A 24,720-nucleotide genomic window follows, 5' to 3' on the forward strand; every position below is an offset into this window, starting at 1 on the left:
GCGCTTCGCCCATTTTTTATTTGCACAGCATGCACGAGGGGGTTCAGGTGTCGAGCAAGCTAGAACAGTTGCAGGCCTTGTTGGCCCCGGTGGTCGAGGGTCTGGGCTACCAATGCTGGGGGATCGAATACATCTCCCAGGGCAAACATTCGGTCCTGCGTATCTACATCGACAAGGAAGGCGGAATCCTGGTGGACGACTGCGAAGCGGTCAGCCGTCAGGCCAGTGCCATCCTGGATGTTGAAGATCCGATCAGCAGTGAATATACCCTCGAGGTGTCCTCTCCAGGCATGGATCGCCCGCTGTTCACTCTGGAACAGTTTGCTTCGCATGCCGGCGAACAAGTGAAGATCAAGCTGCGTACGCCCTTCGAGGGTCGTCGTAACTTCCAGGGCCTTCTCCGCGGTGTGGAGGAGCAGGATGTGGTGGTCCAGGTGGACAATCACGAGTTCCTGTTGCCGATCGACTCGATCGACAAGGCCAATATTATTCCCAGTTTTGACTGAGACGTGCCGGGCCCGGCGGACTGTCCGGACCCAATGGCTTGCGCAAGGCGAGGCGTACGATGAGCAAAGAAGTACTGCTGGTTGTTGAATCGGTATCCAACGAGAAAGGTGTACCGCCCGGCGTCATTTTCGAGGCGCTGGAAGTGGCCCTGGCCACTGCAACCAAAAAACGTTTTGAGGACGAAGTCGACCTGCGTGTGGAAATCAACCGCCACACCGGTAGCTACGAGACCTTCCGCCGCTGGACCGTGGTCGACGAGAACGACCTGGACGATCCGGCTATCGAAACCTGGCTGAGCAAGATCCAGGACACGCATCCGGATGCCAAGATCGGTGACGTGATCGAAGAGAAGATCGAGTCAATCGAGTTCGGTCGTATCGCCGCCCAGACCGCCAAGCAGGTCATCGTGCAGAAAGTGCGCGAGGCCGAGCGTGCCCAAGTGGTCGACGCCTACCGCGAGCGCGTTGGCGAGATCATCTCCGGTACCGTCAAGAAGGTTACCCGCGACAACGTCATCGTCGACCTGGGTAACAACGCCGAGGCCCTGTTGGCTCGCGAAGACATCATTCCCCGTGAGACCTTCCGTGTCGGCGTGCGCCTGCGTGCGCTGCTCAAGGAAATCCGCACCGAGAACCGCGGTCCGCAACTGATCCTGTCGCGCACTGCGCCACAGATGCTGATCGAGTTGTTCCGCATCGAGGTACCGGAAATCGCCGAAGGCCTCATTGAAGTCATGGCTGCATCCCGTGATCCGGGTTCGCGTGCCAAGATCGCCGTCCGCTCCAAGGACAAGCGCATCGACCCGCAAGGTGCCTGTATCGGCATGCGCGGTTCGCGTGTCCAGGCCGTATCCGGCGAGTTGGGTGGTGAGCGTGTGGATATCGTCCTGTGGGACGAGAACCCGGCGCAGTTCGTCATCAACGCCATGTCGCCGGCTGAAGTCGCGGCGATCATCGTTGATGAAGATGCCCATGCAATGGACATCGCAGTTGCCGAAGACAACCTGGCCCAGGCTATTGGCCGTGGCGGTCAGAACGTTCGCCTGGCCAGTCAGCTGACCGGTTGGACCCTGAACGTGATGACCGAAAAGGACATCCAGGCCAAGCAGCAGGCTGAGACCGGCGACATCCTGCGCAACTTCATTGAGGAACTGGAAGTCGACGAGGAGCTGGCACAAGTGCTGGTCGACGAAGGCTTCACCAGCCTTGAAGAAATTGCCTACGTACCGTTGGAAGAAATGCTCAACATCGATGGCTTTGACGAGGATATCGTCAATGAGCTCCGCGCTCGTGCCAAGGACCGTTTGTTGACCAAGGCCATCGCTACCGAAGAAAAACTGGCAGACGCCCATCCGGCTGAAGACCTGCTCTCCCTCGAGGGCATGGACAAGGACCTGGCGGCGGAACTGGCGGTGCGCGGCGTGGTTAACCGCGAAGACCTGGCCGAGCAGTCGATCGACGATCTGCTCGACATCGACGGCATCGACGAAGAGCGTGCCGGCAAGTTGATCATGGCCGCCCGAGCCCACTGGTTCGAGTAATTAGGCGCGGCCTGAGGAGAGAAGTGCATGACGCAAGTCACGGTGAAAGAACTGGCCCAAGAGGTCGAGGCACCGGTAGAGCGCCTGCTGCAGCAGATGCGTGAGGCAGGTCTGCCGCACACCGACGCCGGTCAGGTAGTGACCGATAACGAGAAGCAGGTTTTGCTGACCCATTTGAAGAGCAGCCACAAGAGCAAGGCGGAAGAGCCGCGCAAGATCACCTTGCAGCGCAAAACCACCAGCACCCTGCGTGTAGCCGGTAGCAAGAGCATCAGCGTAGAAGTACGCAAGAAGAAAGTATTCGTGCAGCGCAGCCCGGAAGAGATCCAGGCTGAGCAGAAGCGTGAACTGGAAGAGCGTCGTGCGGCCGAGAACGCCGTTCGCGAGAAGGCTGAAGCCGAGGCTCGCCAGCGCGCCGAGGAACAAGCCCGTCGCCAGGCCGCCGAAACCACTGCTACGGCCCCTGCGGCCAAGGCAGAGCCGGCGCCTGCCCCTGCAGCTGCTGCTCCGGTAGTGGCCGAGGCGCCAGCGTCCGAAGACGCTGCCGCACGCGCTGCCGAGCGCAAGAAGGACGAGACTCGTCGCAACGAAAGCCGCACTCGCGACGAAGACCGTCGTGGCGGCGAGCGTCGTGGCGAAGCCCCGCGCGTGTCGATCAAGGTCAAGGTCAAGGAGAAAGAAAAAGCTCCTACGCCTCGTGCCGCGCCACGCACCACCGATGAAGAAAGCGATGGTTTCCGTCGCGGTCGCGGTGGCAAGGGCAAGCCGAAGAAGCGTAACCAGCATGGCTTCCAGAACCCGACCGGCCCCGTCATTCGTGACGTGACCATCGGCGAGACCATCACGGTCTCCGAACTTGCCCAGCAGATGTCGGTGAAAGCCGCTGAAGTCGTCAAGTTCATGTTCAAGCTGGGTACCCCGGTCACCATCAACCAGGTGCTCGACCAGGAAACTGCTCAGCTGGTCGCTGAAGAACTGGGCCATAAGGTCACCCTGATCAGCGACACCGCCCTGGAAGACTCCCTGGCCGAATCGCTGAAGTTCGAAGGTGAGACCGAGCCTCGTGCACCGGTAGTGACCGTCATGGGTCACGTTGACCATGGTAAGACTTCGCTGCTCGACTACATCCGTCGTGCCAAGGTTGCTGCTGGCGAGGCCGGTGGTATTACCCAGCACATCGGTGCCTACCACGTGGAAACCGACCGCGGCATGGTCACCTTCCTCGATACCCCAGGCCACGCTGCGTTTACCGCCATGCGTGCCCGTGGTGCCAAGGCCACCGACATCGTCATCCTGGTGGTGGCGGCTGACGACGGCGTGATGCCGCAGACCCGTGAGGCCGTGCAGCATGCCAAGGCAGCTGGCGTTCCGCTGGTGGTCGCGGTGAACAAGATCGACAAGCCGGGTGCAGACCTCGATCGTATCCGCAACGAACTGGCCGTCGAAGGCGTAACCTCCGAGGACTGGGGTGGTGACACTCCGTTCGTCAAGGTTTCGGCGAAGATGGGTACCGGTGTCGACGAGCTGCTCGAGGCCGTCCTGCTGCAGGCCGAGATCCTCGAACTCACCGCCACTCCGACCGCACCAGGTCGTGGCGTCGTGGTCGAATCGCGCTTGGACAAGGGCCGCGGTCCAGTGGCTACCATCCTGGTTCAGGACGGTACCCTGCGTCAGGGCGACATGGTCCTGGTCGGCTCCAACTACGGCCGCGTGCGTGCCATGCTCGACGAAAACGGCAAGCCTGTGAAGGAAGCCGGTCCGTCGATTCCGGTCGAGATCCTCGGTCTGGATGGTACGCCGGAAGCCGGTGACGAGCTGTCCGTGGTTGCCGACGAGAAGAAAGCCCGCGAAGTTGCCCTGTTCCGTCAGGGCAAGTACCGCGAGGTCAAGCTGGCCCGTGCTCACGCCGGCAAGCTGGAAAACATCTTCGAGACCATGGGTCAGGAAGAGAAGAAGACCCTCAACATCGTCCTCAAGACCGACGTGCGTGGTTCTCTGGAGGCCCTGCAAGGCTCGCTCAGCGGCCTGGGCAACGACGAGGTTCAGGTTCGTGTCATCGGTGGCGGCGTCGGTGGTATCACCGAGAGCGACGCCAACCTGGCGCTGGCGTCCAACGCGGTGCTGTTCGGCTTCAACGTGCGTGCCGATGCTGGCGCCCGCAAGATCGTCGAGCAGGAAGGTCTGGATATGCGTTACTACAACGTGATCTATGACATCATCGAAGACGTCAAGAAGGCCCTGACCGGTATGCTCGGCAGCGATGTTCGCGAGAACATCCTGGGTGTCGCCGAGGTCCGTGACGTGTTCCGCTCGCCGAAGTTCGGCGCCATTGCCGGCTGTATGGTCATCGAGGGTACTGTGTACCGCAACCGTCCGATCCGCGTACTGCGCGAGGACGTGGTGATCTTCGAAGGCGAACTGGAATCGCTGCGTCGCTTCAAGGACGACGCCTCCGAAGTGCGTAGTGGCATGGAGTGCGGTATCGGCGTCAAGAGCTACAACGACGTCAAGGTCGGCGACAAGATCGAAGTCTTCGAGAAAGTCCAGGTGGCTCGTACCCTGTAAGGGGTGGGCATGGCGCAGGCCTCGCCCCAGGGCGTTTGGCAGTGCCTCTGAAGGTAGCGCCCGGTCAGGCTTCAGCTTGACCGGGCGTTTGCCGCTTTACGTTACAGGTAGCAAGAATGGCAAAAGAATATAGCCGTACCCAACGCATCGGTGATCAGATGCAGCGTGAGCTGTCGGAGCTGATTCGCCGTGAAGTCAAAGATCCGCGCGTCGGCCTGGTGACCATCACCGCCGTGGACGTCAGCCGCGACCTGGGGCACGCCAAGGTCTTCATCACCGTCATGGGCCAGGACGGGACCAACGCCGTACCTCAGACCCTCAAGGCCCTTACCAGTGCCGCGAGCTTCCTGCGCCTGCACCTTGGGCGTGTCATGCAACTGCGCAGCGTGCCGCAGCTGCACTTCCACTTCGACGAGAGCGTCAGCCGTGGTGCCCATCTGTCGGCACTGATCGAGCGCGCGGTCGCCGAAGACCGTCTGCACCAGGATGCCGACAAGCCGGACGCCGGGGAGTAAGCGGTGGCCCAGGTCAAACGTATTCGCCGTAATGTCAGCGGCATCATCCTGCTCGACAAGCCATTGGGGTTCACCTCCAACGCCGCGCTGCAGAAAGTCCGCTGGTTGCTCAATGCCGAAAAGGCCGGTCACACCGGTAGCCTCGACCCACTTGCCTCCGGCGTACTGCCGCTGTGCTTCGGTGAGGCGACCAAGTTCTCGCAGTACCTGCTCGATTCCGACAAGGGCTACGAAACGGTCATGCAGCTGGGGCAGACTACCAGCACCGGCGATGCCGAAGGGGAAGTACTCAAGACTCGCGACGTGACCGTTGGTCGCGCCGAGATCGAGGCTGTGCTGCCGCGTTTTCGTGGTCAAATCAGCCAGGTACCGCCGATGTACTCCGCCCTCAAGCGCGACGGCCAGCCGCTTTACAAGCTAGCTCGTGCAGGAGAGGTAGTGGAGCGCGAGGCGCGTTCTGTTACTATTGGCCGCTTGGAATTGCTCGAGTGCGAAGGCACCCGTGCGCGCCTGACCGTCGGTTGCAGCAAAGGCACCTATATCCGCACCCTGGTGGAGGATATCGGCGAGGCCCTGGGCTGTGGCGCCTATGTCGCCGAGCTGCGCAGGACCCAGGCCGGGCCCTTCGAGCTGGCGCAGACGGTAACGCTCGAAGAACTCGAGCAGGCCCACGCCGAAGGGGGCAACGAAGCGCTCGATCGCTTCCTCATGCCGTCCGACAGCGGCTTGCAGGACTGGCCGTTGGTGCGCCTGTCCGAGCACAGTGCGTTCTACTGGCTGCATGGGCAGGCCGTGCGTGCTCCGGACGCGCCGCAATTCGGCATGGTTCGGGTACAGGATCACAATGCCCGCTTCATCGGTATCGGTGAGGTGAGCGAGGACGGGCGCATTGCGCCGCGTCGACTGATTCGGTCGGAATGACCGAACACACAGGGTCAGGCTTGCGCCGAGCCCTGTGGATACGAGGGTGGCTGTCAGTAGGCACGGTCACACCTCTTTTATTAATACGGGGATATTGTCCCTGGCCTATTGGACCCCGCTTGCGGGATCCGTTTATCAGGAGAAGCCAAATGGCCCTCAGCGTTGAAGAAAAAGCTCAGATCGTTGCCGAATACCAGCAAGCCGCCGGCGATACCGGTAGCCCGGAAGTGCAGGTTGCTCTGCTGACCGCCAACATCAACAAGCTGCAAGGCCACTTCAAGGCCAACGAGAAAGACCACCACTCCCGTCGTGGTCTGATCCGTATGGTTAACCAGCGTCGTAAGCTGCTGGACTACCTGAAGGGCAAAGACACCACTCGTTACAGCGCCCTGATCGGTCGCCTGGGTCTGCGTCGCTAATAGCGGCCTGGCCAGTGGTGTGCATGGCGTGTTGCATGCTCGATGCTGTATGGCAGCAATGCTGTACAGCGTTGGCGTCCAACACGCCACGCGTATCTCCGAGGTTGGCAGCCTGGTGATGTCGAGCGGATTTTCCGCTGGGCAGCCAGGCTCCCAGCCTCGTGTTGTATCTGGACGGTCAATGGGGCCGATTCCCCGTTCTGCCCAAGAATTCGCAAGAAACCAGTTCCCCCAGAGCCACTGAAAAAGGTAGGAAACCGTGAACCCGGTAATCAAGAAGTTCCAGTTCGGTCAATCGACCGTTACCCTCGAAACGGGCCGCATTGCCCGTCAGGCGACCGGCGCCGTGCTGGTCACCGTCGACAACGACGTCACCGTGCTGGTGACCGTGGTTGGCGCCAAGCAGGCCGACCCAGGCAAGGGCTTCTTCCCGCTGTCGGTCCACTATCAGGAAAAGACCTACGCCGCCGGTAAAATCCCAGGTGGCTTCTTCAAGCGCGAAGGCCGTCCTTCCGAGAAAGAGACGCTGACCTCGCGCCTGATCGACCGTCCGATCCGCCCGCTGTTCCCAGAAGGTTTCATGAACGAAGTGCAGGTTGTCTGCACCGTCGTCTCCACCAGCAAGAAGACCGATCCGGACATCGCTGCGATGATCGGTACCTCGGCTGCCCTGGCGATTTCCGGCATTCCGTTCGAAGGCCCGATCGGCGCCGCCCGCGTTGCCTTCCACGAGAGCACCGGCTACCTGCTGAACCCGACTTACGAGCAGCTGCAGGCTTCGAGCCTGGACATGGTCGTGGCCGGTACCGAAACCGCCGTTCTGATGGTTGAATCCGAAGCCCAAGAGCTGACCGAAGACCAGATGCTGGGCGCTGTCCTGTTCGCCCATGACGAGTTCCAGGCCGTGATCAAGGCCGTCAAGGAACTGGCCGCCGAAGCCGGCAAGCCAACCTGGGACTGGCAGGCGCCAGCCGCCAACACCGAACTGCTCAACCTGGTACGTGCCGAGTTCGGCGAGGCTATCTCGCAGGCCTACACCATCACCATCAAGGCCGACCGCTACAACCGCCTGGGCGAATTGCGCGACCAGGCCGTTGCCCGTCTGGCCAACGAAGAAACCGGCCCGACCGCTGGCCAGATCAAAGAGATCTTCGGCGAGCTGGAATACCGCACCGTTCGCGAGAACATCGTCAACGGCAAGCCGCGTATCGACGGCCGTGACACCCGCACCGTGCGTCCGCTGAACATCGAAGTCGGCGTTCTGCCGAAAACCCACGGTTCGGCCCTGTTCACCCGTGGCGAAACCCAGGCCCTGGTCGTTGCGACCCTGGGTACCGCCCGTGACGCCCAGTTGCTGGACACCCTGGAAGGCGAGAAGAAAGACCCCTTCATGCTGCACTACAACTTCCCGCCGTTCTCGGTGGGCGAGTGTGGTCGCATGGGCGGTGCTGGCCGTCGTGAAATCGGTCATGGCCGTCTGGCGCGTCGTGGCGTTCAGGCCATGCTGCCGAGCGACACCGAGTTCCCGTACACCATCCGTGTGGTTTCGGAAATCACCGAATCCAACGGTTCTAGCTCCATGGCTTCGGTCTGCGGTGCTTCCCTGGCCCTGATGGACGCCGGTGTACCGATGAAGGCGCCGGTTGCTGGTATCGCCATGGGTCTGGTCAAGGAAGGCGACAAGTTCGCGGTCCTGACCGACATCCTGGGTGACGAAGACCACCTGGGCGACATGGACTTCAAGGTAGCCGGTACCGCCAAGGGTGTTACCGCGCTGCAGATGGACATCAAGATCAACGGCATCACCGAAGAAATCATGGAAATCGCCCTGGGCCAGGCCCTGGAAGCGCGCCTGAACATCCTCGGCCAGATGAACCAGGTCATCGCTCAGTCGCGCAGCGAGCTGTCGGCCAACGCTCCGACCATGATCGCGATGAAGATCGACACCGACAAGATCCGTGACGTCATCGGTAAAGGCGGCGCCACCATCCGCGCGATCTGCGAAGAAACCAAGGCCTCGATCGACATCGAAGACGATGGTTCGATCAAGATCTTCGGCGAAACCAAGGAAGCGGCCGATGCAGCCAAGCAGCGCATCCTGGGCATCACTGCCGAGGCCGAGATCGGCAAGATCTACTTGGGCAAGGTCGAGCGCATCGTCGACTTCGGTGCCTTCGTGAACATCCTGCCTGGCAAGGACGGCCTGGTGCACATCTCCATGCTCAGCGATGCGCGTGTCGAGAAAGTCACCGACGTGCTGAAAGAAGGTCAGGAAGTCGAAGTGCTGGTACTGGACGTGGACAACCGCGGCCGCATCAAGCTGTCGATCAAGGACGTTGCCGCTGCCAAGGCATCGGGCGTCTAAGTCTTTTTCGAAAGGCTGGAAAGAAGGACCCTTCGGGGTCCTTTTTTTGTGCGTGCGATTCTATTTGGCGGACTTGCATCTTGCATGCAGGAAATACCCCCGGCGTGCAAAATGCACGATGAACGATCCCGGGGTTTTCTATAAGTCATTGATTTAATTGGTTTTTTTATAAAGGCAAAAGCTGGCACATGCCGTGCAATATCTCTTGTACCTGCCGCCAGGAATCAAGGCGCAGACCTTTCGACAAACAGGAGTGACCTAAATGAAGAAGTTCGCCATTGCTGCCGCTACTGCTACCGCTCTGACCCTGACCATGGCTAACGCGGCATTCGCCCAGCAGTCCACCCAGGCCCCGATGACGCTGGCGGCCGGTGAGGTGACCAAAGCCAAGGAAGCAACCTCCGATACCTGGATCACCACCAAGGTCAAAGCTGACTTGATGACCGAGAAAGGCGTGCCTGGCAGCGATATCAAAGTCGAAACCAACAAGGGTGTGGTCTCGCTCTCTTCCGACGTTGCCATCACCGATTCGCAGAAAGAAATGGCCATTGCCATCGCCAAGAAGATCAAGGGCGTTCAGGCCGTGTCGGCCGATGGCCTGAAATCCGAGTAAGGGATGTCCCGTCGGCCAAATGGATTTGGCCACTCATTCAAGAAAGCCCCGGCATTGGCCGGGGCTTTTCTTTATGCGACGGGGTTTCGCGCTACCACATCGCTTTCGAAGCACACCTGCTCGATGATCAGGGGCTCGACGAGCGGCCTGCTGTCGCGAAAGTGCGCAGTCTGGGTATGGGCTTCATAGGCGTGCTCATCGCGGTAGATTTCGTAGAGGTAGATCAGATCCGGGTCAGCGCGGTCCTGGGATACGTCGAACACCAGGCAACCAGGCTCGGTGGCCACCGAAGCCGCAGCGTTGGCTTTGATAGCGCTGAGGAACGCGGCAGCGGTACCGGGTTTAACCCGGGTCTTGATGAAGAGACTGTACACAAGCGGATCCTTTTGTTTTAAATTCACAAACGAATTGTATACAAAATAGGAGCCGCGCGAATGTCCGAATTACCCACCCGTCCTGGTCGACTCAACGGCCTGCGTCATATCGCATTACTGGTGCCCAACCTGGAGGAGTGCGAGCGCTTCTACGTGGACGTGCTGGGAATGCAGGTGCTGCACCGGGCCAACGAAGACCTGGTGTACCTCACCTGTGGCAACGACAACCTTTCGCTTGGACGTGGGGCGGGCGCGTCGAACGGTTTTCAGACCCTGGATCACTACGGCTTCATCGTCGATACCGTGCAGGAGCTGGAAGCCTGGTACCACTACTTCAAGGCACACGGCGTGACCCTGCTGGATCGGCCCTTCGACCATGGCGACGGTGCCCGGAGCTTCCACCTGCTTGACCCGGCGGGCAACAAGGTCCAACCGCTTTATCACCCAGCGGTGTCGGGGCAGCGTTTGGCGTGAGGATGTATGTGGCTCTCTGGCCGGCAAACGGGCTCCTACAGGCGCCTGTTTGCCGGCGATGAAGACCTGGCGATCACTCCGCGTCCAGGTGCATTGGCGTCACCACGCGGCCATCGCGCTCGGCTTGCCCCAGGTTGGTGTCGATGAAGTACACCCGGTCGTCCTCGAGCTTGCCCTTGTCGACCAGATAGTCCTTGATGCTGCTGGCGCGCTCCTGGCCCAGGGTGCGCAACAGTGCTGTGCTTTCAGCCCAGGACTTGATCACCGCTTCGCGTAGCTTGGCCGTGCGCTCTTCGCGGCTCAGTTGCTCCCATTCGGCCGGTGGCTGCTGCTTGAGCCTGTTACGGTAGATGCCTTCGAGCATGGCGGGCTTGTCGCTGTCGTCGACTACCAGCATCGAGGCATTGGCCGGGACCTTGTCGCCACGGCGTTGAAGGATCTTGTACCAAGTGGCCTGATACTCACGCTCCAGGCGCTGTTCAGCGATCAATGGGCCATCGCTGCTCTGGGCACTGGTGCCTTCGATCTCCAGGCGCAGTTCTGGGCGCTGTTTGAGCGCGGCCGACAGTTTGTCCAGTGCAGCCTGCGCATCGGCGCTCAGTTCGCTGGAGCCTGGTGCGAAGGCGACGCTGCCAAGGTCTTCCGCGCCGCCGCCGGCAATCAGCCCGCCAATGAACTTGAACGGTGCCTGTGCCGCACGCAGCACCAGGTTGCGCAGTGTCTGCCAGACGATGGGCATGACGCTGAACTGAGGGTTGTTCAGGTCGCCCGCAACCGGCAGTTCGATGGAGATCTTCCCTTCGGTGTCCTTGAGCAGCGCCACCGCCAGACGAATCGGCAAATCGACCGCGTCCGGGCTGTCGACCTTCTCGCCCAATTGCAGCTGCTCGACGACCACTTTGTTCTCGGCCTTCAGCTGGCCATTGGTGATCAGGTAGTGCAGGTCGAGATTCAGCCGGCCTTTGCGGATGCGAAAGCCTGCGAACTTGCCGGAGTAAGGCGTAAGCGTAGTCAGCTCGACTCGCTTGAAGCTGGTGGCGATGTCCAGGCTGGCCAGTGGGTTGAAGGGGTTCAAGGCACCTTTGATGGTAACCGGCGCATAACGGTCGACTTTGCCTTTGATATCGACCTTGGCCGGTGACGGCCTACGGTTGTCGATGGTGCCGATCTGACCGTTAAGCTGCTGGATGGCGGTGGCGAAGTTCGGGGTAAGGGTCAGGTCGGCGAAGTTTGCCGAGCCATCGTTGATGTCGATCTGGCCGATGTGTATGCCCAGCGGCTTGTCGCTGCCGCCTCCGGCTGGCTTGGCCTTGGCCGAGGCAGGGGCATTGGCCGGTTGAGGGATCAGCAGGTCGTCAATATTGGTGGTGCGGTCTTCATTGATGATGAAGCGGGCATAGGGCTGCAGCAGGGTCACCTTGTCGATGGCCAGGGCGTCGCCGTGCACGTACGAGAGACCGTCAACGTTGACCTGCTGCCATTTCACGAAATCGCGGTTCTTGATGGTATCCAAGGTGTGCAATTGGCTGACCTGCGCTTTGCCGGCGACCGTGAAGGCCAGTGGCTCGGTGCTCTTGAGGTCGACCTTCAGGTCGCTGCCCAGCATGCCGCTGCGCAGCTCCAGGCGGATGAACGGGCTGATGTAGGACTGGGCGACACGCAAGTCGATGTCCCGGGTGCTGACATCGAGCTTGGCGCTGACCGGTGCCAGGTTCACCTGACCTGCCGCTTGCAGCTTGCCCTGTTTACCGACGCCCGTGTCGAGCTTCAGGGTGAAGGGTGATTGGTTGAGGCTGTCGAAGCCCTGCAAGTCCAGGTTCAGGGGGCCGACGTCCAGTGCCACGGGCTCCGGCTGGCTGCGGTCGGCCAGGTGCACCCTGTAGTTGCGCAGCTGCACGTCCTTGAGCAGCACCTGCCAGGGCTTGGCCGGCTCCTTGGCGGCTTTTTCTTCGGGTGTAGGCTCGGCGGCGGCGGGCTCGGCTTTCTCCTGTGGGGTGGCCTTGGCCGGCTGGCTGGCGAACAGCTTCTGCCAATCGAGCTGGCCGTCTTTCTCGCGTGCTGCCCAGGTTTCGAGCTGTTCGCTGCGGACCTTGCCGACGGTGACCAACTGCTTGGCCAGGTCGATCGACGTATCACTGACTTCCAGGCTGGCCAGGCGCGCCAGCTGACGGCCATCCGGCGCCTTGATGGCGAAGGGCGCGACCCGCACGGAGGTCTTGTCGAGCAACAGCTGTGTTTCTTTGGACAGGTTGAGAGTGTAGTGGGTGTCGAGGTTGATCACGCCGTCTTCCAGCACCAGCGGTACGGCATCGCGTACATAAGGCCAGAACACTTTCATTTTGCCGTCGGTGACCTTCAGGGTGCCTTCCGAGGCGATCGGCGACAGGCTGAACGTGCCGTTCCAGTCGATGCGCCCGCCGTTGGGACCCGCGGCCACCAGGGTCATGTCGGCGTTGTCATCTGGCAGGGTGCTGAGGTTTTTCAGCTCCAGATTCATCGCGTCGTAGAGGAACTCGATCGGCTCGCTGGGGCGGTCGTCCTTGAAGTGCAGGTAGCCGTCCTTGAGCTTGATGCTGCCGATGCGCAGGGGGAACGGATCGCTCGGTGGCTCCTCGGGCTTGGGCTCACTGGGCGGCAGCTTGAACAGCTGAGTCAGGTTGAGCGTGCCGTCCTTGGCGAACAGCAGTTCGCTGCGCGGCTTGTCGAGCTCGACCGCATCCAAGTGCAGTGCGCCTTTCCACAGGCTGTCCAGCGACAGGTTGGCGTACAGCCGCTCGAAGCCGACCTGCTCCTTGCCAGGCTCACCCAACTGCAAGCCCCATAGCGTCAGTTCGAGGCTGAAGGGGTTGAGTTCGATACGTTGCAGGTGCGCAGGTAGCGTGGCGTATTGGGCCAACTGCTGGTTGGCGATGCGCAGGGCGACGCCAGGGAGGATAAGGAAGCCGAGCAGGCTGTAGAGGGCAACGAGGGCCAGCAGTGCGCCGAGGGCGCGAGTCAATCCTTTGTACATGTGTCGCTTCGTCTGTCTAAGCAGGGGTCGTTGGAGTATGGCACGTTAAATCGGTTCCGCAGCGGCGACCATTTGACCTCACTCAATGCCCATGCGCCGTTTGGCCCGGTGGGCGGAGCCATTGCGCATGGCCCAGCGCAACACGGGGGCCGTGCGTTCGATTCCCAGGCGGATCATGCGCCGCTGTAAAGGGCCTTGCTCAAGGCCCAGCATGGCTTGCGCCCATTCCGGCAACAGGTCGATGCCTGCCTGCAGCATCAGCTTGCCGATCGGCTCGGCCAGTCGGCTGGGGGCAGGGGCGTTGAGCAGGATCTCTACCACTTCCAGGCTACGGGCATCACATTGCAGGTGTGGGCGCATGCGCTGCAGATAATCCTCGACCTGTTGGCGTGAGCGCGGCACATCGCGGGCGCCCAGGCGTTCGGCGATCAGGGCGATCTCGTCGTAGTAGGCATCCTGGTCGGCAAGAGACAGTTGCGGATTGCGGTAGCGCAAGTGGGCGGCCAGGAAACTGCTGACCTCGGCAACGTGCACCCAGGTCAGCAGGTCGGGATCGCTGGCGGAATACGGACGGCCGTCGGGTGCGACGCCGGTCACCTTGAGGTGAATGGTGCGCACTTTCTCGATCAGCCATTCGGCATCGCGGGTGGAGCCGAAGGTGGTGCCCGAGATGAACTGGCTGGTGCGGCGCAGGCGGCCAAGCAGGTCGTGGCGGAAGTTGGAATGATCCCACACCCCTGCCAGTGCCAGCGGGTGCAGCAATTGGAGCATCAGCGCGCTGATACCACCGACCAGCATGCTGGGAAAATCGCCATGCACGCGCCAGCTGATGCTGTGCGGGCCGAACAGGCCCGGGTCGCCCTTGGGCGACTCCAGGTCGAGCTGGCCTAGCGCCAGCCCGGTGAGGCTCATGACCTGGGTTTCGATGCGGCGACGTAGGGTTTCCATGGCGACCTGTCTTCAGGGCGGCCATGAACCCAGGCCGCCGGTTATTTGTTGAGGCGTGTGTCGATCAACCCCTGGACCACGCTTGGGTCAGCCAGGGTCGAGGTATCGCCCAGGTTCTCCAGTTCATTGCAGGCGATTTTGCGCAGTATACGCCGCATGATCTTGCCCGAGCGGGTCTTGGGCAGTGCGGGGGCCCATTGGATCAGCTCGGGTTTGGCGAAACTGCCGATTTCCTTGCTAACCAGATCGAGCAGCGCTTTCTTGAGCTCATCGTCCGGGGTGACACCGTTCATGGGCGTGACGAAGGCATATACCCCTTGGCCCTTCAGATCGTGCGGGTAGCCGACAACGGCCGCCTCGGCGACGCTGTCATGCAGCACCAGTGCACTTTCCACTTCGGCGGTGCCGATGCGGTGGCCGGAAACGTTGATTACATCGTCGATGCGACCGGTGATCCAGTAGTCACCCTCGGCATCGCGCCGAGCACCGTCGCCGGTGAAGTAGTAGCCTGGCATGGGTTTGAAATAGGTGTCGACCATACGCTGGTGGTCGCCATAGACACTGCGGATCTGCCCCGGCCAGCTGGCCTTGATGGCCAGAATGCCAGCCCCGGGCCCTTCGATGAGCTTGCCTTTGTCATCCAGCAGCACCGGTTGCACGCCGAACATCGGTTGCGTGGCGCAGCCTGGCTTGAGCTTCTGCGCGCCGGGCAGGGGTGTGATCATGATGCCGCCGGTTTCGGTCTGCCACCAGGTGTCGACGATGGGGCAGCGTTTCTGCCCGACTGCCTCGAAATACCATTCCCAGGCTTCCGGGTTGATCGGCTCGCCAACGCTGCCCAGCAGCCTCAGGCTTTGACGCGAGGTGCTCTGCAGCGGCCCGGAGCCTTCACGCATCAGCGCCCGCAGGGCGGTGGGGGCGGTGTAGAAGATATTCACCTTGTGTTTATCCACGACCTGCCAGAAGCGTGAAGTGTCCGGATAGTTGGGCACGCCTTCGAACATCAGCGAGATGGCGCCGTTGGCCAGCGGGCCGTAGACGATGTAGCTGTGGCCGGTGACCCAGCCGACATCGGCGGTGCACCAGAACACCTCGCCCTCGCGGTAGTCGAACACCACCTTGAAGGTGAGGGTGGCCTGCAGCAAGTAGCCTGCGGTGGTGTGCAGGACTCCCTTGGGTTTGCCGGTGCTGCCGGAGGTGTACAGGATGAACAGCGGGTCCTCCGCTTCCATGGCCTCTGGCGGGCAGTCGTCGCCGGCCTGTTCGGTCGCCTCGTGGTACCAGAGGTCGCGCTGGTTGATCCAGGCCACTTCGCTGCCGGTGCGACGCACGACGAATACGCTGCTGACATTGGGGCAACTGGCCAGGGCTTTGTCGACGTTCTGTTTCAGCGGGATGCGTTTGCCGCCGCGGATACCTTCGTCGGCGGTAATCACCGTACGGCAGTCGGCATCGAGGATACGGTCGCGCAACGCATCAGGGGAAAAACCACCGAACACCACTGAATGGATGGCGCCGATGCGTGTGCAGGCGAGCATGGCATAGGCGGCCTCCGGGACCATCGGCATGTAGATGCAGACCCGATCGCCTTTCTTCACGCCCCGCGCTTTCAGGGCATTGGCCAGGCGGCAGACCTGGCGGTGCAGCGCTCGGTAGGTGATGGCCTTGGACTCGCCAGGGTCATCGCCCTCCCAGAGCAGGGCGGTTTGCTCGCCCCGTTTGGCCAGGTGGCGGTCGATGCAGTTGTAGCTCACGTTCAGTTGGGCGCCGTCGAACCAGCGCGCCTTGCCACTTTTCATGTCGCACTGCTGCACGCTTGACCAGGGTTTGATCCAGTCCAGGCGTTTGGCCTGTTCGGCCCAGAAGGTCTCGGGGTCTTCGACCGATTGACGGTAGAGGCGACGGTAGTCGTCGGGGGTGATGGCGGCAGATTGGCTGACGGCGAGCGCCTGGGGAAAATCGCGGATATCGAACATGGCGGGTTGTCCTGCTCTTGTCGGGGCGATGGACTGCTTCGGCTATTCGATAGGACAGTGTAGCTGGAGGGGTGTTCAACTGGTGCCGACCCTTCGCGGAGGAACCCAGGGGTACTGCGCCGCTTCACGGCGTGCGCAGTACCTGGAGAGGCGGGTTCACCCGCGAGCAAGCCGGTGTCGGCGCGGAATCAGCCGCGGTGACGGCCGCGGAAGTAGTTGATCAGGCCTTGCGTCGAGCCGTCCTCGGCGCTGTCTTCCAGGCTGCCGACCAAGCGTTGGTAGACGCCCTTGCCGAGCTCTTTGCCCAGCTCCACGCCCCACTGGTCGAAGGCATTGATGCCCCAGATCACGCTTTGCACGAAGACCTTGTGTTCATACATGGCCACCAGGGCGCCCAGGCGGCGCGGGCTGATGCGTTCGACCACCAGGGTGTTGCTCGGCCGGTTGCCCGGAATCACCTTGTGCGGGGCGAGCTTCTCGATATCGGCCTCGTTCAGGCCTTTCTGGCGCAGTTCCGCCTCGGCTTCCTCTCGGGTTTTGCCCAGCATCAGTGCCTGGCTCTGCGACAGGCAGTTGGCGTACAGCCACTGGTGGTGGTCCGCCACGGGGTTGAAGCTCACCACCGGTACGATGAAGTCCGCCGGGATCAGCTGGGTGCCTTGGTGCAGCAACTGGTGGTAGGCATGCTGGCCGTTGCAGCCAACGCCGCCCCAGATTACCGGGCCGGTATCGGTCTTCACTGGACTGCCGTCCTGCAACACGCTCTTGCCGTTGGATTCCATGTCCAACTGCTGCAGGTGCTTGGTGATGTTGCGCAGGTAGTGGTCGTACGGCAGGATCGCGTGGCTCGATGCCCCCCAGAAGTTGCCGTACCACACACCTAGCAGGGCCAGCAGCACGGGCATGTTCTTGTCGAACGGCGCGGTCTGGAAGTGCTGGTCCATGGTGTAGGCACCCGACAGCAGTTCCTTGAAGTTGGCCATGCCGATGGCCAGGGCGATCGGCAGGCCGATGGCCGACCACAGCGAGTAACGCCCGCCAACCCAGTCCCACATCGGGAAGATGTTCTCTTCGCGGATGCCGAAGGCCACGGCGGCGGCCTTGTTGCTGGAGACAGCGATGAAGTGGCGGTACAGCTCGGCTTCGGAGCCGCCCTGGGCGAGGTACCAGGTACGTGCGGCCATGGCGTTCTTCAGCGTCTCGAGGGTGTTGAACGACTTCGACGAAACGATGAACAGGGTCGTCTCGGCGCGCAGGTTGGCCGACAACTCATGGAATTCGCTGCCGTCGATGTTTGCCAGGTAATGGCAACGCACACCGCGCTGGGCATAGGGCAGCAGGGCTTCGGAGACCAGCTCTGGGCCGAGGAACGAGCCGCCGATGCCGATGTTCACCACGTCGGTGATCGGTTTCTCGCTGTAGCCCCGCCACAGGCCATCATGAATGCGGCCGACCAGCTCGGTGATCTGGTTCAGTACCTTGTGCACTTCCGGCATCACGTTGACGCCGTTGACGCTGAGTTTGTCGCCGACCGGACGACGCAGGGCGGTGTGGAGCACCGGGCGTCCTTCGGAAGCGTTGATGATCTCGCCGCTGAACATCGACTTGATCGCATCCTGCAGGCCGACCTCATTGGCCAGGCCTACCAGCAGGTCACGGGTCTGCTCGGTGATCAGGTTCTTGGAATAATCGAGGAACAGGCCGCAGCTGCTCAGGGAGAACTGGTCGAAGCGCTTGGCATCGCTGGCGAAGGCTTCGCGCATGCTGAAGCCTTGCATGGCGTCGCGGTGTTGCTGGAGTGCCTGCCAGGCGGGCAGGGCCGTAACATCGTGGGGTGTACGGTAATACGCCATTGCGGAGGGTTCCTTGGTGCGTGGTGTTGCCTTGGACAGGGCAGTGATTGCCGGGTTCAGGCTGGCCATCATTATAGGCAATGGCCCGGCGCAGGGAATGGGGCGAGAAGGGGAATTTAGGCGTGCCGCGATCCCTTTAGGAGCGGCCGTGTGTCGCGGTAGGGCTGTGTAGCAGCCCCGGATTCCAGCGTCCCTGCATCAGAGGGTGGGGGCTGCCGGGCAGCCCTATCGCGACACAACGCCGCTTCCACACCCAATCGCAGCAGGCTTACGCGGTTTTTTCGTCGAGGTGCAGATACAAGTTGTCGATCAACCGGGTGTTACCCAGGTAAGCCGCAGCCAGAATCACCAGGTCACGGTCACCAAAGGTGGCCGGTTGCAGGTTCACGGCGTGGCGCACTTCGAGGTAATCCGGGCGCAGGCCGGCGGCGTTCAACTGTGCCTTGCCTTCCTCGACCAGCGCGGGGAAGTCGACTTGGCCACGGGTAATCTGTTCGCTGATGTGTTTCAGGGTGCGATACAGCACCGGCGCGACAGCGCGCTGCTCGGGCGTGAGGTAGCCATTGCGCGATGACAACGCCAGCCCATCCTCGGCACGTACGGTCGGCTCGCCGATGATTTGAATCGGCATGTTGAGGTCACGCACCATCGCCCGGATAACTGCCAGTTGCTGGTAGTCCTTCTCGCCAAAAACGGCGAGGTCGGGCTGGACCATGTTGAACAGCTTGTTGACCACCGTGGCCACACCCTCGAAGTGTCCCGGTCGGCTGGCACCGCACAGGCCTTCGGAGAGGTTCGGCACGCTGACGCGGGTCTGCACGCTCATGCCGTCGGGGTACATTTCCTCGACCGTCGGGGCGAACAGTAGGTTGCAACCGGCCTCGAGCAGGCGTTCCTGGTCGGCAGCCAGGGTGCGAGGGTATTTGTCGAGGTCTTCGTTGGCGCCGAACTGCAGCGGGTTGACGAAGATGCTGGCAACCACGAAGTCGGCTCGTTGAGCCGCCTTGGTCACCAGTGCGGCGTGGCCGCTGTGCAGGTTGCCCATGGTGGGCACGAAGCCGATGCGTTTGCCCTCGCTGCGCGCGCGCGCGACGGCGGCACGCAGTTCCCGGACGGTCTTGACTGTATTCATGCGCTGAACCCGTGTTCGCTACCTGGGAAGCTGACCTCTTTGACGGCCTGTACGTAGGCGGCAAGGGCGCTCTGGATGTCTGGCTGGCCGGACATGAAGTTCTTCACGAACTTCGGTACGCGACCGCTCAGGGACAAGCCGAGCATGTCATGCAAAACCAGCACTTGGCCGTCGGTAGCATTTCCCGCACCGATGCCGATCACCGGGATGCTGACCGCCTGGGTGATCTCAGCTGCCAGTTCACTGGGCACGCACTCGAGCAGCAACATGGCCGCTCCGGCCTGCTCCAGGGCAATGGCATCGGCACGCATTTGCCGCGCCTGGGCTTCCTGGCGACCCTGTACCTTGTAGCCGCCCAGCACGTTGACGGTTTGCGGGGTCAGGCCCATGTGCGCGCACACAGGTACGCCACGGTCGGCGAGCAGTCGAATGGTCTCGGCCAGCCAGGCCGCGCCTTCGATCTTGATCATGTGAGCGCCGGCACGCATCAGGGTCGCGCAGTTGGTGAAGGCTTGCTCTGGCGTGGCGTGGGCCATGAACGGCAGGTCGGCCAGGATCAGGGCGCCATCGTTGCCGCGTTTGACGCAGGCAGTGTGGTAAGCCATTTCGTCGGTGGTGACAGGCAGCGTGCTGTCATGGCCTTGCAGGACCATCCCCAGGGAGTCGCCCACCAGCAACACTTCGACACCGGCTTGGCTGGCCGCCTTGGCGAAGGTGGCGTCGTAGCAGGTCAGCATGGTGATTTTTTCACCCTTGGCCTTCAGGCCATGGAGGGTGGTCAGGGTTACTTCAGGCATTTAGGAAAATCCTCGTTCAGGCGCTTTGAAAAACGACTGCGACCAACACGTTGAGTCATCTTCCGGAGCGGCACATCATCGCTTGTGATGTTCGGGCACAGGTCCGTCCGGGCCTAGATACGGGTATGCGGCACTTTGGTGCCACACGGGACGCCTATAGTCGTGAGCGAGGTGGGGGAAGTCAATCACCCTGTTACCGCATTGTTACGATTCGGGTGTTACTGGCGTTACCTTGGTCTGGAGCGCCCGGATTACAGGCGTTCCAGCCCGACGAACGGGCAGTCTGCGAGCAACTGCGCGAGGGCGCGGCCATCGGCCAGGCGGAAGTCCGCGGGTACCAGTTCGGCCAGCGGGTACAGCACGAAGGGCCGTGCATGCATGTGGTAGTGCGGGACTTTCAGGCGCGGTACGTCGAGCACCTGGTCGCCGAACAGCAAGATGTCCAGGTCGAGCGTGCGCGGGCCCCAGCGCTCCTTGCGCACACGCCCCTGGTCATTTTCGATGGCTTGCAGGGCATCGAGCAGCGCCAGCGGTTCAAGCGATGTGTCGAGGGCGGCTACGGCATTGGTGTAACGCGGTTGGCCTGGCAGCAGCGAGTCGCTGGTATACAAGGCGGATGCGGCGACCAGGTGGGAGCCTTCGACCTGGTCGAGCGACTGCAAGGCACTGCGCAGTTGCTCGGCAGGCTGGTCCAGGTTGCTCCCCAGGCCGATGTAGGCGCGCGTGTTCAATCGAAGGCCTCGTCACCGCCACGCTTGCGCTTGCTGCCACTGCGTTTGCGTTTGCGCGGGCCGGCACCGGCGCCATCGTCACGGCTGCCCAGCTCGCGGATCATCTCGCGGCGTTCGCTGTCGTTGGCGTCCTGGTAGTCGGTCCACCACTGGCCGAGGTCGTCGGTGTCTTCACCGGCGCTTTCACGCAGCAGCAGGAAGTCGTAACCGGCACGGAAGCGCGGATTGTCCAGCAGTAGGTCGGCACGTTTGCCGCTGCGGCGCGGCAGGCGCTCCTGCATGTCCCAGATTTCGCGGATCGGCAGCGTGAAGCGCTTCGGGATGGCGATGCGTGCGCATTGCTCGGCGATCAGGTCGTGGGCTGCGCCGTTCATGGCCGGAATCGGCGGTACACCCTGGTTCTGCAGGTGCAGGACGCGGCTTGGCAGCGCTGGCCAGAGCAAGGCGGCGAACAGGAAGGCCGGTGTTACCGGCTTGCCTTGCTTGACGCGCAGGTCGGTGTTGTTCAGCGCCTGGCTGATCAGGGTGTGGGTGTAGGTCGGCCGCTCTTCCAGGGCATGGGCACTGGCCGGGAACAAGGGGTCGAACAAGTGCAGGTCGACCAGCATCTCGAAGGCGATCGCGCCTTGGCCGGAGAGGAACAGCTTGAGGGTTTCCTCGAACAGGCGGGCTGGCGGGATGTCACGCAGCAGCGGAGCCAGTTCACGAATGGGCTGGTAGGTGTGCTTCTCGATACCGAAGTCGAGCTTGGCGGCGAAACGCACAGCGCGCAGCATCCGCACCGGGTCTTCCTGGTAGCGGTGGGTTGGGTCGCCGATCAGGCGCAGCAGGCGGTTGCGGACATCGTGCACACCGTTGGCGTAATCGAGGATGCGCTCGCTGACCGGGTCGTAGTAAAGGGCGTTGATGGTGAAGTCGCGGCGTTGGGCGTCTTCCTCCAGCGTGCCGTAGACGTTGTCGCGCAGAATGCGGCCACTGGCATTGTGTGACGAACGGTGGCTGTCGCCCTGGTCTTCTTCGGAGTGAGGTGCACGGAATGTGGCGACTTCGATGATCTCACGGCCGAAATGCACATGGACCAGCTTGAAGCGGCGGCCAATGATGCGCGCATTGCGGAACTCGGCGCGGACCTGCTCGGGGGTGGCACTGGTGGCGACGTCGAAGTCTTTCGGCGTGATGCCCAGCATCAGGTCGCGGACACAGCCACCGACCAGGTATGCCTGGTAACCAGCACTTTGCAGCCGCTCGACGATATTCACCGCGTGGCGGCTGAACTGGTGGCGTTGCAGCGAGTGTTGGCTCTTGTTGATCACCTCAGGCGTGGTGCGTCTGTGGTGCTGGCCCGGTACGGGCGGGCGGAACGACTGGAACAGCTTCTTCAGCATGGGATGCACTGTTTGAAGGAATGTTCGGCCAAGAATAGGAGAATGGCCGCATGATGGGCGGGGATTCTAGCATTTACTCGGGGAATGGTGTAGGCGGTCGCAGGAAGCCTGCTGGAAGGAGAGAAACGACAAGGGGAGCCTAAGCTCCCCAAGAAGTCGTTGCGTGCTCTTATTGTTCTTCTGCTGGGCTTCTTGTTTTTGTTGAGTGCCCTGTCCACAAATCTCAAAGCTTGTGGACGACCCCCAATCCAGGGGTTAAGAGCAAACGGATTGCTTTGGTCGCTGATGTCACGTTGATCTATCGATCCAACCAGTTCAGGCGCTGCTTTTTAGTGCAGTTTTTGTTGTTCTCTGCCTGGTCGTGGGGCAAGCCCCAAACACGCATCCTCTCCAAAAGAATCAGTTAGCTGCGCCTCCGCCGTCTTGTTTTTATTGTGCGTGAGCCGTTTCGTCTTGTTCTTATTCTGAGTTGCAGTGCTTGTTATTGTTCTTGTGCCAAAGATATAGCAGGTGCCGTGCCAACTTTTGAAAACACAATAAAATCAATGGCTTGGCGAGATTTGGCGGAAGCGGGCGGGCGGGAAATGTAGAAATTTCGTTACCGTACACCTCGGGAACTGTTACGCGGGGAGAGCCTGGGTAACAGATTGTTGGGGTGGGGAGGTGTTACCTGGGAGGTTTACAGTCCGCAAGGGCCTGACGTAGCAGGTTTGGCGCCTGTGGGACCGAGCGCCGCCTGCGCGGCGCATCGCGAGCAAGGCTCGCTCCTACGTTTGTTTCGGGCCAATCATCCCTGCGGGATGGGCGCGCGACCTGTAGGAGCGAGCTTTGCTCGCGATGCTCCGCGCAGGCGGCGCTCGGTCTCACAGGCCCCTGAAAATCGGGCAGCGCGCCGTCCCCAGCCTCAATTATCGCTGGTGGCGTTGCTCTTGCGACGAGGAATGCCCAGGCGCTGGTGGCGCTCCCACAGGCACTTGCGGCTTACGCCCAGCTTGCGCGCAAGCTCGGGGGAGGTGTTACCTGGGAGGTTTACAGTCCGCAAGGGCCTGACGTAGCAGGTTTGGCGCCTGTGGGACCGAGCGCCGCCTGCGCGGCGCTCGGTCTCACAGGCCCCTGAAAATCGGGCAGCGCGCCGTCCCCAGCCTCAATTATCGCTGGTGGCGTTGCTCTTGCGACGAGGAATGCCCAGGCGCTGGCGGCGCTCCCACAGGCACTTGCGGCTTACGCCCAGCTTGCGCGCAAGCTCGGTTTCGGTCATGTGGTCCTGGTGCTCGAGGACGAAGTGCTGGAAATAGTCCTCCAGTGACAGATCCTCGGTGGGCTCATGGCTGGCATTGTTGGCGTTGCTACCCGCGATGATCGGGGTGTCGTCGAGAATATCGTCGTCCAGGTCGCTCAACTCGATATCGATGCCCAGCAGTTCGGCAGAAATTTCCGGGCTTTCGCTCAGAATGACTGCACGCTCCACGGCGTTCTCCAGCTCGCGCACGTTACCTGGCCAGCTGTAGTGACGGATCGCTTGCTCGGCCTCTGCCGAGAAACGCAGGTCGTCACGGCCAATGCGCGCACTCTGGCGAGCCAGGAAGGCGTTGGCGATTTCGTTGACGTCACTGCCGCGCTCACGCAGGGCCGGCAATTTCAGGGCAATGACATGCAGGCGGTAATAAAGGTCTTCACGGAATTGCCCGGCCTTGGCCAGGTTCTTCAGGTCCCGGTGCGTTGCAGCGATCAGCCGCACATCAACTTTCTGCGACTGAACCGAACCCACCCGGCGAATCTCGCCTTCCTGCAGCACACGCAGCAGGCGTGCCTGGGCCTCCAGCGGCAGTTCGCCGATCTCGTCGAGGAACAGGGTGCCGCCGTCGGCTGCTTCCACCAACCCCGCACGCCCCGCGCTGGCACCGGTGAAGGCGCCTTTTTCGTGGCCGAACAGTTCGGATTCGATCAGGGTCTCGGGAATGGCCGCGCAGTTGACCGAAATCATCGGTGCCTTGGCGCGGCGCGACAGATTGTGCAAGGCGCGAGCGACCAGCTCCTTGCCGGTGCCCGACTCGCCCTGGATAAGTACGTTGGAATCGGTGGGCGCGACCTTGCGGATCTTGCTGAACATGTCCTGCATCGGCGGGCAGGACCCGATGATGCCGATTTCACCATTGGCCGGTGCCATGCTGCCTTTGTCGGCCAGCGGTGCCTTGCCATTGGGGCGCGGTTCGGCGGTGACTGGGGCCACGACAGGTGCGTTCTGCCGGTCACGCAGAATGCGCGCGACCGCCTGGAGCATCTCGTCGTGGTCGAACGGTTTGGCGATGTAGTCCACCGCGCCCATTTTCATCGAATCTACTGCCGAGCGCAGGCTGGCATAGCTGGTCATGATCAGCACCGGTGTGCCCTGGCCGAGCTTGATCAGCTCGGTACCGGGTGCACCGGGCAGGCGCAGGTCGCTGACGATCAGGTCGAAGGTGGCAATGCTGAAGCGTTCCTGTGCTTCCTGTACCGAGCCGGCTTCGCTGACCTGGTACTGGTTCCGCTCCAGCAGACGACGCAGGGCCGAGCGGATGATGGTTTCGTCTTCGACGATCAGAATGTGCGGCATTG

The 24,720-nt window shown here is 61.8% G+C and carries 19 protein-coding genes; 9 read left to right on the top strand and 10 right to left on the bottom strand.

Annotated elements, in window-relative coordinates; all coding sequences use genetic code 11:
- The first annotated feature begins 47 nt into the window (after positions 1–47).
- The 8 genes from rimP (at position 48) to VXM67_RS05640 (ending at position 9,445) form a co-directional block, all read left to right on the top strand.
- Positions 48–506 carry a ribosome maturation factor RimP gene (rimP, locus tag VXM67_RS05605; RefSeq protein ID WP_023378627.1) on the top strand — a complete coding sequence of 153 codons (459 nt, stop codon included), beginning with the start codon at positions 48–50 and terminating at the stop codon, positions 504–506.
- 59 nt (positions 507–565) lie between these two features.
- Positions 566–2,047, top strand: a complete 1,482-nt coding sequence (nusA, locus tag VXM67_RS05610) for a transcription termination factor NusA (RefSeq protein WP_023378628.1) — start codon at positions 566–568, stop codon at positions 2,045–2,047.
- Positions 2,048–2,074: 27 nt separating this feature from the next.
- Complete coding sequence (gene infB / locus VXM67_RS05615) at positions 2,075–4,612, top strand: translation initiation factor IF-2 (RefSeq protein WP_023378629.1); 2,538 nt, start codon at positions 2,075–2,077, stop codon at positions 4,610–4,612.
- Between the two features lie 116 nt (positions 4,613–4,728).
- On the top strand, positions 4,729–5,127 hold the full coding sequence (gene rbfA, locus VXM67_RS05620; protein ID WP_367237549.1) for a 30S ribosome-binding factor RbfA: 399 nt from the start codon (positions 4,729–4,731) through the stop codon (positions 5,125–5,127).
- Positions 5,128–5,130: 3 nt separating this feature from the next.
- The gene (gene truB / locus VXM67_RS05625) at positions 5,131–6,048 is read left to right on the top strand and encodes a tRNA pseudouridine(55) synthase TruB (RefSeq protein ID WP_023378631.1); all 918 of its coding nucleotides are present in this window, start codon (positions 5,131–5,133) and stop codon (positions 6,046–6,048) included.
- Between the two features lie 149 nt (positions 6,049–6,197).
- Complete coding sequence (gene rpsO, locus VXM67_RS05630; RefSeq protein WP_011532144.1) at positions 6,198–6,467, top strand: 30S ribosomal protein S15; 270 nt, start codon at positions 6,198–6,200, stop codon at positions 6,465–6,467.
- A 259-nt stretch (positions 6,468–6,726) separates the two neighbouring features.
- Positions 6,727–8,832, top strand: a complete 2,106-nt coding sequence (gene pnp, locus VXM67_RS05635) for a polyribonucleotide nucleotidyltransferase (protein ID WP_023378632.1) — start codon at positions 6,727–6,729, stop codon at positions 8,830–8,832.
- Positions 8,833–9,094: 262 nt separating this feature from the next.
- Positions 9,095–9,445 (top strand): BON domain-containing protein, encoded by a 351-nt coding sequence (locus VXM67_RS05640; protein ID WP_023378633.1) that lies wholly within the window; start codon positions 9,095–9,097, stop codon positions 9,443–9,445.
- A gap of 71 nt (positions 9,446–9,516) precedes the next feature.
- On the opposite strand, the gene VXM67_RS05645 is transcribed toward VXM67_RS05640, so the two are convergent.
- Complete coding sequence (locus tag VXM67_RS05645; protein ID WP_023378634.1) at positions 9,517–9,819, bottom strand: putative quinol monooxygenase; 303 nt, start codon at positions 9,817–9,819, stop codon at positions 9,517–9,519.
- Between the two features lie 60 nt (positions 9,820–9,879).
- Between VXM67_RS05645 and VXM67_RS05650 the strand changes: the two genes are divergently transcribed.
- The gene (locus VXM67_RS05650; RefSeq protein ID WP_023378635.1) at positions 9,880–10,293 is read left to right on the top strand and encodes a VOC family protein; all 414 of its coding nucleotides are present in this window, start codon (positions 9,880–9,882) and stop codon (positions 10,291–10,293) included.
- Between the two features lie 73 nt (positions 10,294–10,366).
- Here the strand turns inward: VXM67_RS05650 and VXM67_RS05655 are convergent, their stop codons facing one another.
- The 9 genes from VXM67_RS05655 to VXM67_RS05695 all read right to left on the bottom strand — a co-directional run bounded on the left by VXM67_RS05655 (position 10,367) and on the right by VXM67_RS05695 (position 24,718).
- The gene (locus tag VXM67_RS05655) at positions 10,367–13,303 is read right to left on the bottom strand and encodes a DUF748 domain-containing protein (protein ID WP_367237550.1); all 2,937 of its coding nucleotides are present in this window, start codon (positions 13,301–13,303) and stop codon (positions 10,367–10,369) included.
- Between the two features lie 78 nt (positions 13,304–13,381).
- Positions 13,382–14,251 (bottom strand): oxygenase MpaB family protein, encoded by an 870-nt coding sequence (locus tag VXM67_RS05660; protein ID WP_023378637.1) that lies wholly within the window; start codon positions 14,249–14,251, stop codon positions 13,382–13,384.
- Positions 14,252–14,292: 41 nt separating this feature from the next.
- Positions 14,293–16,227: an acetate--CoA ligase gene (gene acs, locus VXM67_RS05665; RefSeq protein WP_367237551.1), complete on the bottom strand. Its 1,935-nt coding sequence runs from the start codon at positions 16,225–16,227 to the stop codon at positions 14,293–14,295.
- Positions 16,228–16,415: 188 nt separating this feature from the next.
- Positions 16,416–18,080 carry a glucose-6-phosphate isomerase gene (gene pgi / locus VXM67_RS05670; RefSeq protein WP_023378639.1) on the bottom strand — a complete coding sequence of 555 codons (1,665 nt, stop codon included), beginning with the start codon at positions 18,078–18,080 and terminating at the stop codon, positions 16,416–16,418.
- A gap of 268 nt (positions 18,081–18,348) precedes the next feature.
- Positions 18,349–19,212, bottom strand: a complete 864-nt coding sequence (gene panC, locus VXM67_RS05675) for a pantoate--beta-alanine ligase (RefSeq protein ID WP_023378640.1) — start codon at positions 19,210–19,212, stop codon at positions 18,349–18,351.
- Entirely contained in the window at positions 19,209–20,009 is an 801-nt protein-coding gene (gene panB, locus VXM67_RS05680) for a 3-methyl-2-oxobutanoate hydroxymethyltransferase (protein ID WP_023378641.1), read from the bottom strand. The genes panC and panB overlap by 4 nt, the downstream gene beginning before the upstream one ends.
- Positions 20,010–20,260: 251 nt before the next feature.
- On the bottom strand, positions 20,261–20,740 hold the full coding sequence (folK, locus tag VXM67_RS05685; protein ID WP_023378642.1) for a 2-amino-4-hydroxy-6-hydroxymethyldihydropteridine diphosphokinase: 480 nt from the start codon (positions 20,738–20,740) through the stop codon (positions 20,261–20,263).
- Complete coding sequence (locus tag VXM67_RS05690; protein ID WP_023378643.1) at positions 20,737–22,125, bottom strand: polynucleotide adenylyltransferase PcnB; 1,389 nt, start codon at positions 22,123–22,125, stop codon at positions 20,737–20,739. Before VXM67_RS05690 ends, folK begins: the two co-directional genes overlap by 4 nt.
- Positions 22,126–23,269: 1,144 nt before the next feature.
- Positions 23,270–24,718, bottom strand: a complete 1,449-nt coding sequence (locus VXM67_RS05695; protein WP_023378644.1) for a sigma-54 dependent transcriptional regulator — start codon at positions 24,716–24,718, stop codon at positions 23,270–23,272.
- Between the last annotated feature and the right edge of the window lie 2 nt (positions 24,719–24,720).

This window comes from Pseudomonas sp. Rh2, from assembly GCF_040762985.1.
Taxonomy (GTDB): Bacteria; Pseudomonadota; Gammaproteobacteria; order Pseudomonadales; family Pseudomonadaceae; genus Aquipseudomonas; species Aquipseudomonas taiwanensis.

What these genes read in the sequence shown, in the direction of transcription:
- nusA (WP_023378628.1), top strand. Translation starts at nt 566, where the DNA reads ATGAGCAAAGAAGTACTGCTGGTTGTTGAATCGGTATCCAACGAGAAA.
- infB (WP_023378629.1), top strand. Translation starts at nt 2,075, where the DNA reads ATGACGCAAGTCACGGTGAAAGAACTGGCCCAAGAGGTCGAGGCACCG.
- rbfA (WP_367237549.1), top strand. Translation starts at nt 4,729, where the DNA reads ATGGCAAAAGAATATAGCCGTACCCAACGCATCGGTGATCAGATGCAG.
- rpsO (WP_011532144.1), top strand. Translation starts at nt 6,198, where the DNA reads ATGGCCCTCAGCGTTGAAGAAAAAGCTCAGATCGTTGCCGAATACCAG.
- VXM67_RS05640 (WP_023378633.1), top strand. Translation starts at nt 9,095, where the DNA reads ATGAAGAAGTTCGCCATTGCTGCCGCTACTGCTACCGCTCTGACCCTG.
- VXM67_RS05650 (WP_023378635.1), top strand. Translation starts at nt 9,880, where the DNA reads ATGTCCGAATTACCCACCCGTCCTGGTCGACTCAACGGCCTGCGTCAT.
- VXM67_RS05655 (WP_367237550.1), bottom strand. Translation starts at nt 13,303, where the DNA reads ATGTACAAAGGATTGACTCGCGCCCTCGGCGCACTGCTGGCCCTCGTT.
- VXM67_RS05660 (WP_023378637.1), bottom strand. Translation starts at nt 14,251, where the DNA reads ATGGAAACCCTACGTCGCCGCATCGAAACCCAGGTCATGAGCCTCACC.
- acs (WP_367237551.1), bottom strand. Translation starts at nt 16,227, where the DNA reads ATGTTCGATATCCGCGATTTTCCCCAGGCGCTCGCCGTCAGCCAATCT.
- pgi (WP_023378639.1), bottom strand. Translation starts at nt 18,080, where the DNA reads ATGGCGTATTACCGTACACCCCACGATGTTACGGCCCTGCCCGCCTGG.
- panC (WP_023378640.1), bottom strand. Translation starts at nt 19,212, where the DNA reads ATGAATACAGTCAAGACCGTCCGGGAACTGCGTGCCGCCGTCGCGCGC.
- panB (WP_023378641.1), bottom strand. Translation starts at nt 20,009, where the DNA reads ATGCCTGAAGTAACCCTGACCACCCTCCATGGCCTGAAGGCCAAGGGT.
- VXM67_RS05690 (WP_023378643.1), bottom strand. Translation starts at nt 22,125, where the DNA reads ATGCTGAAGAAGCTGTTCCAGTCGTTCCGCCCGCCCGTACCGGGCCAG.
- VXM67_RS05695 (WP_023378644.1), bottom strand. Translation starts at nt 24,718, where the DNA reads ATGCCGCACATTCTGATCGTCGAAGACGAAACCATCATCCGCTCGGCC.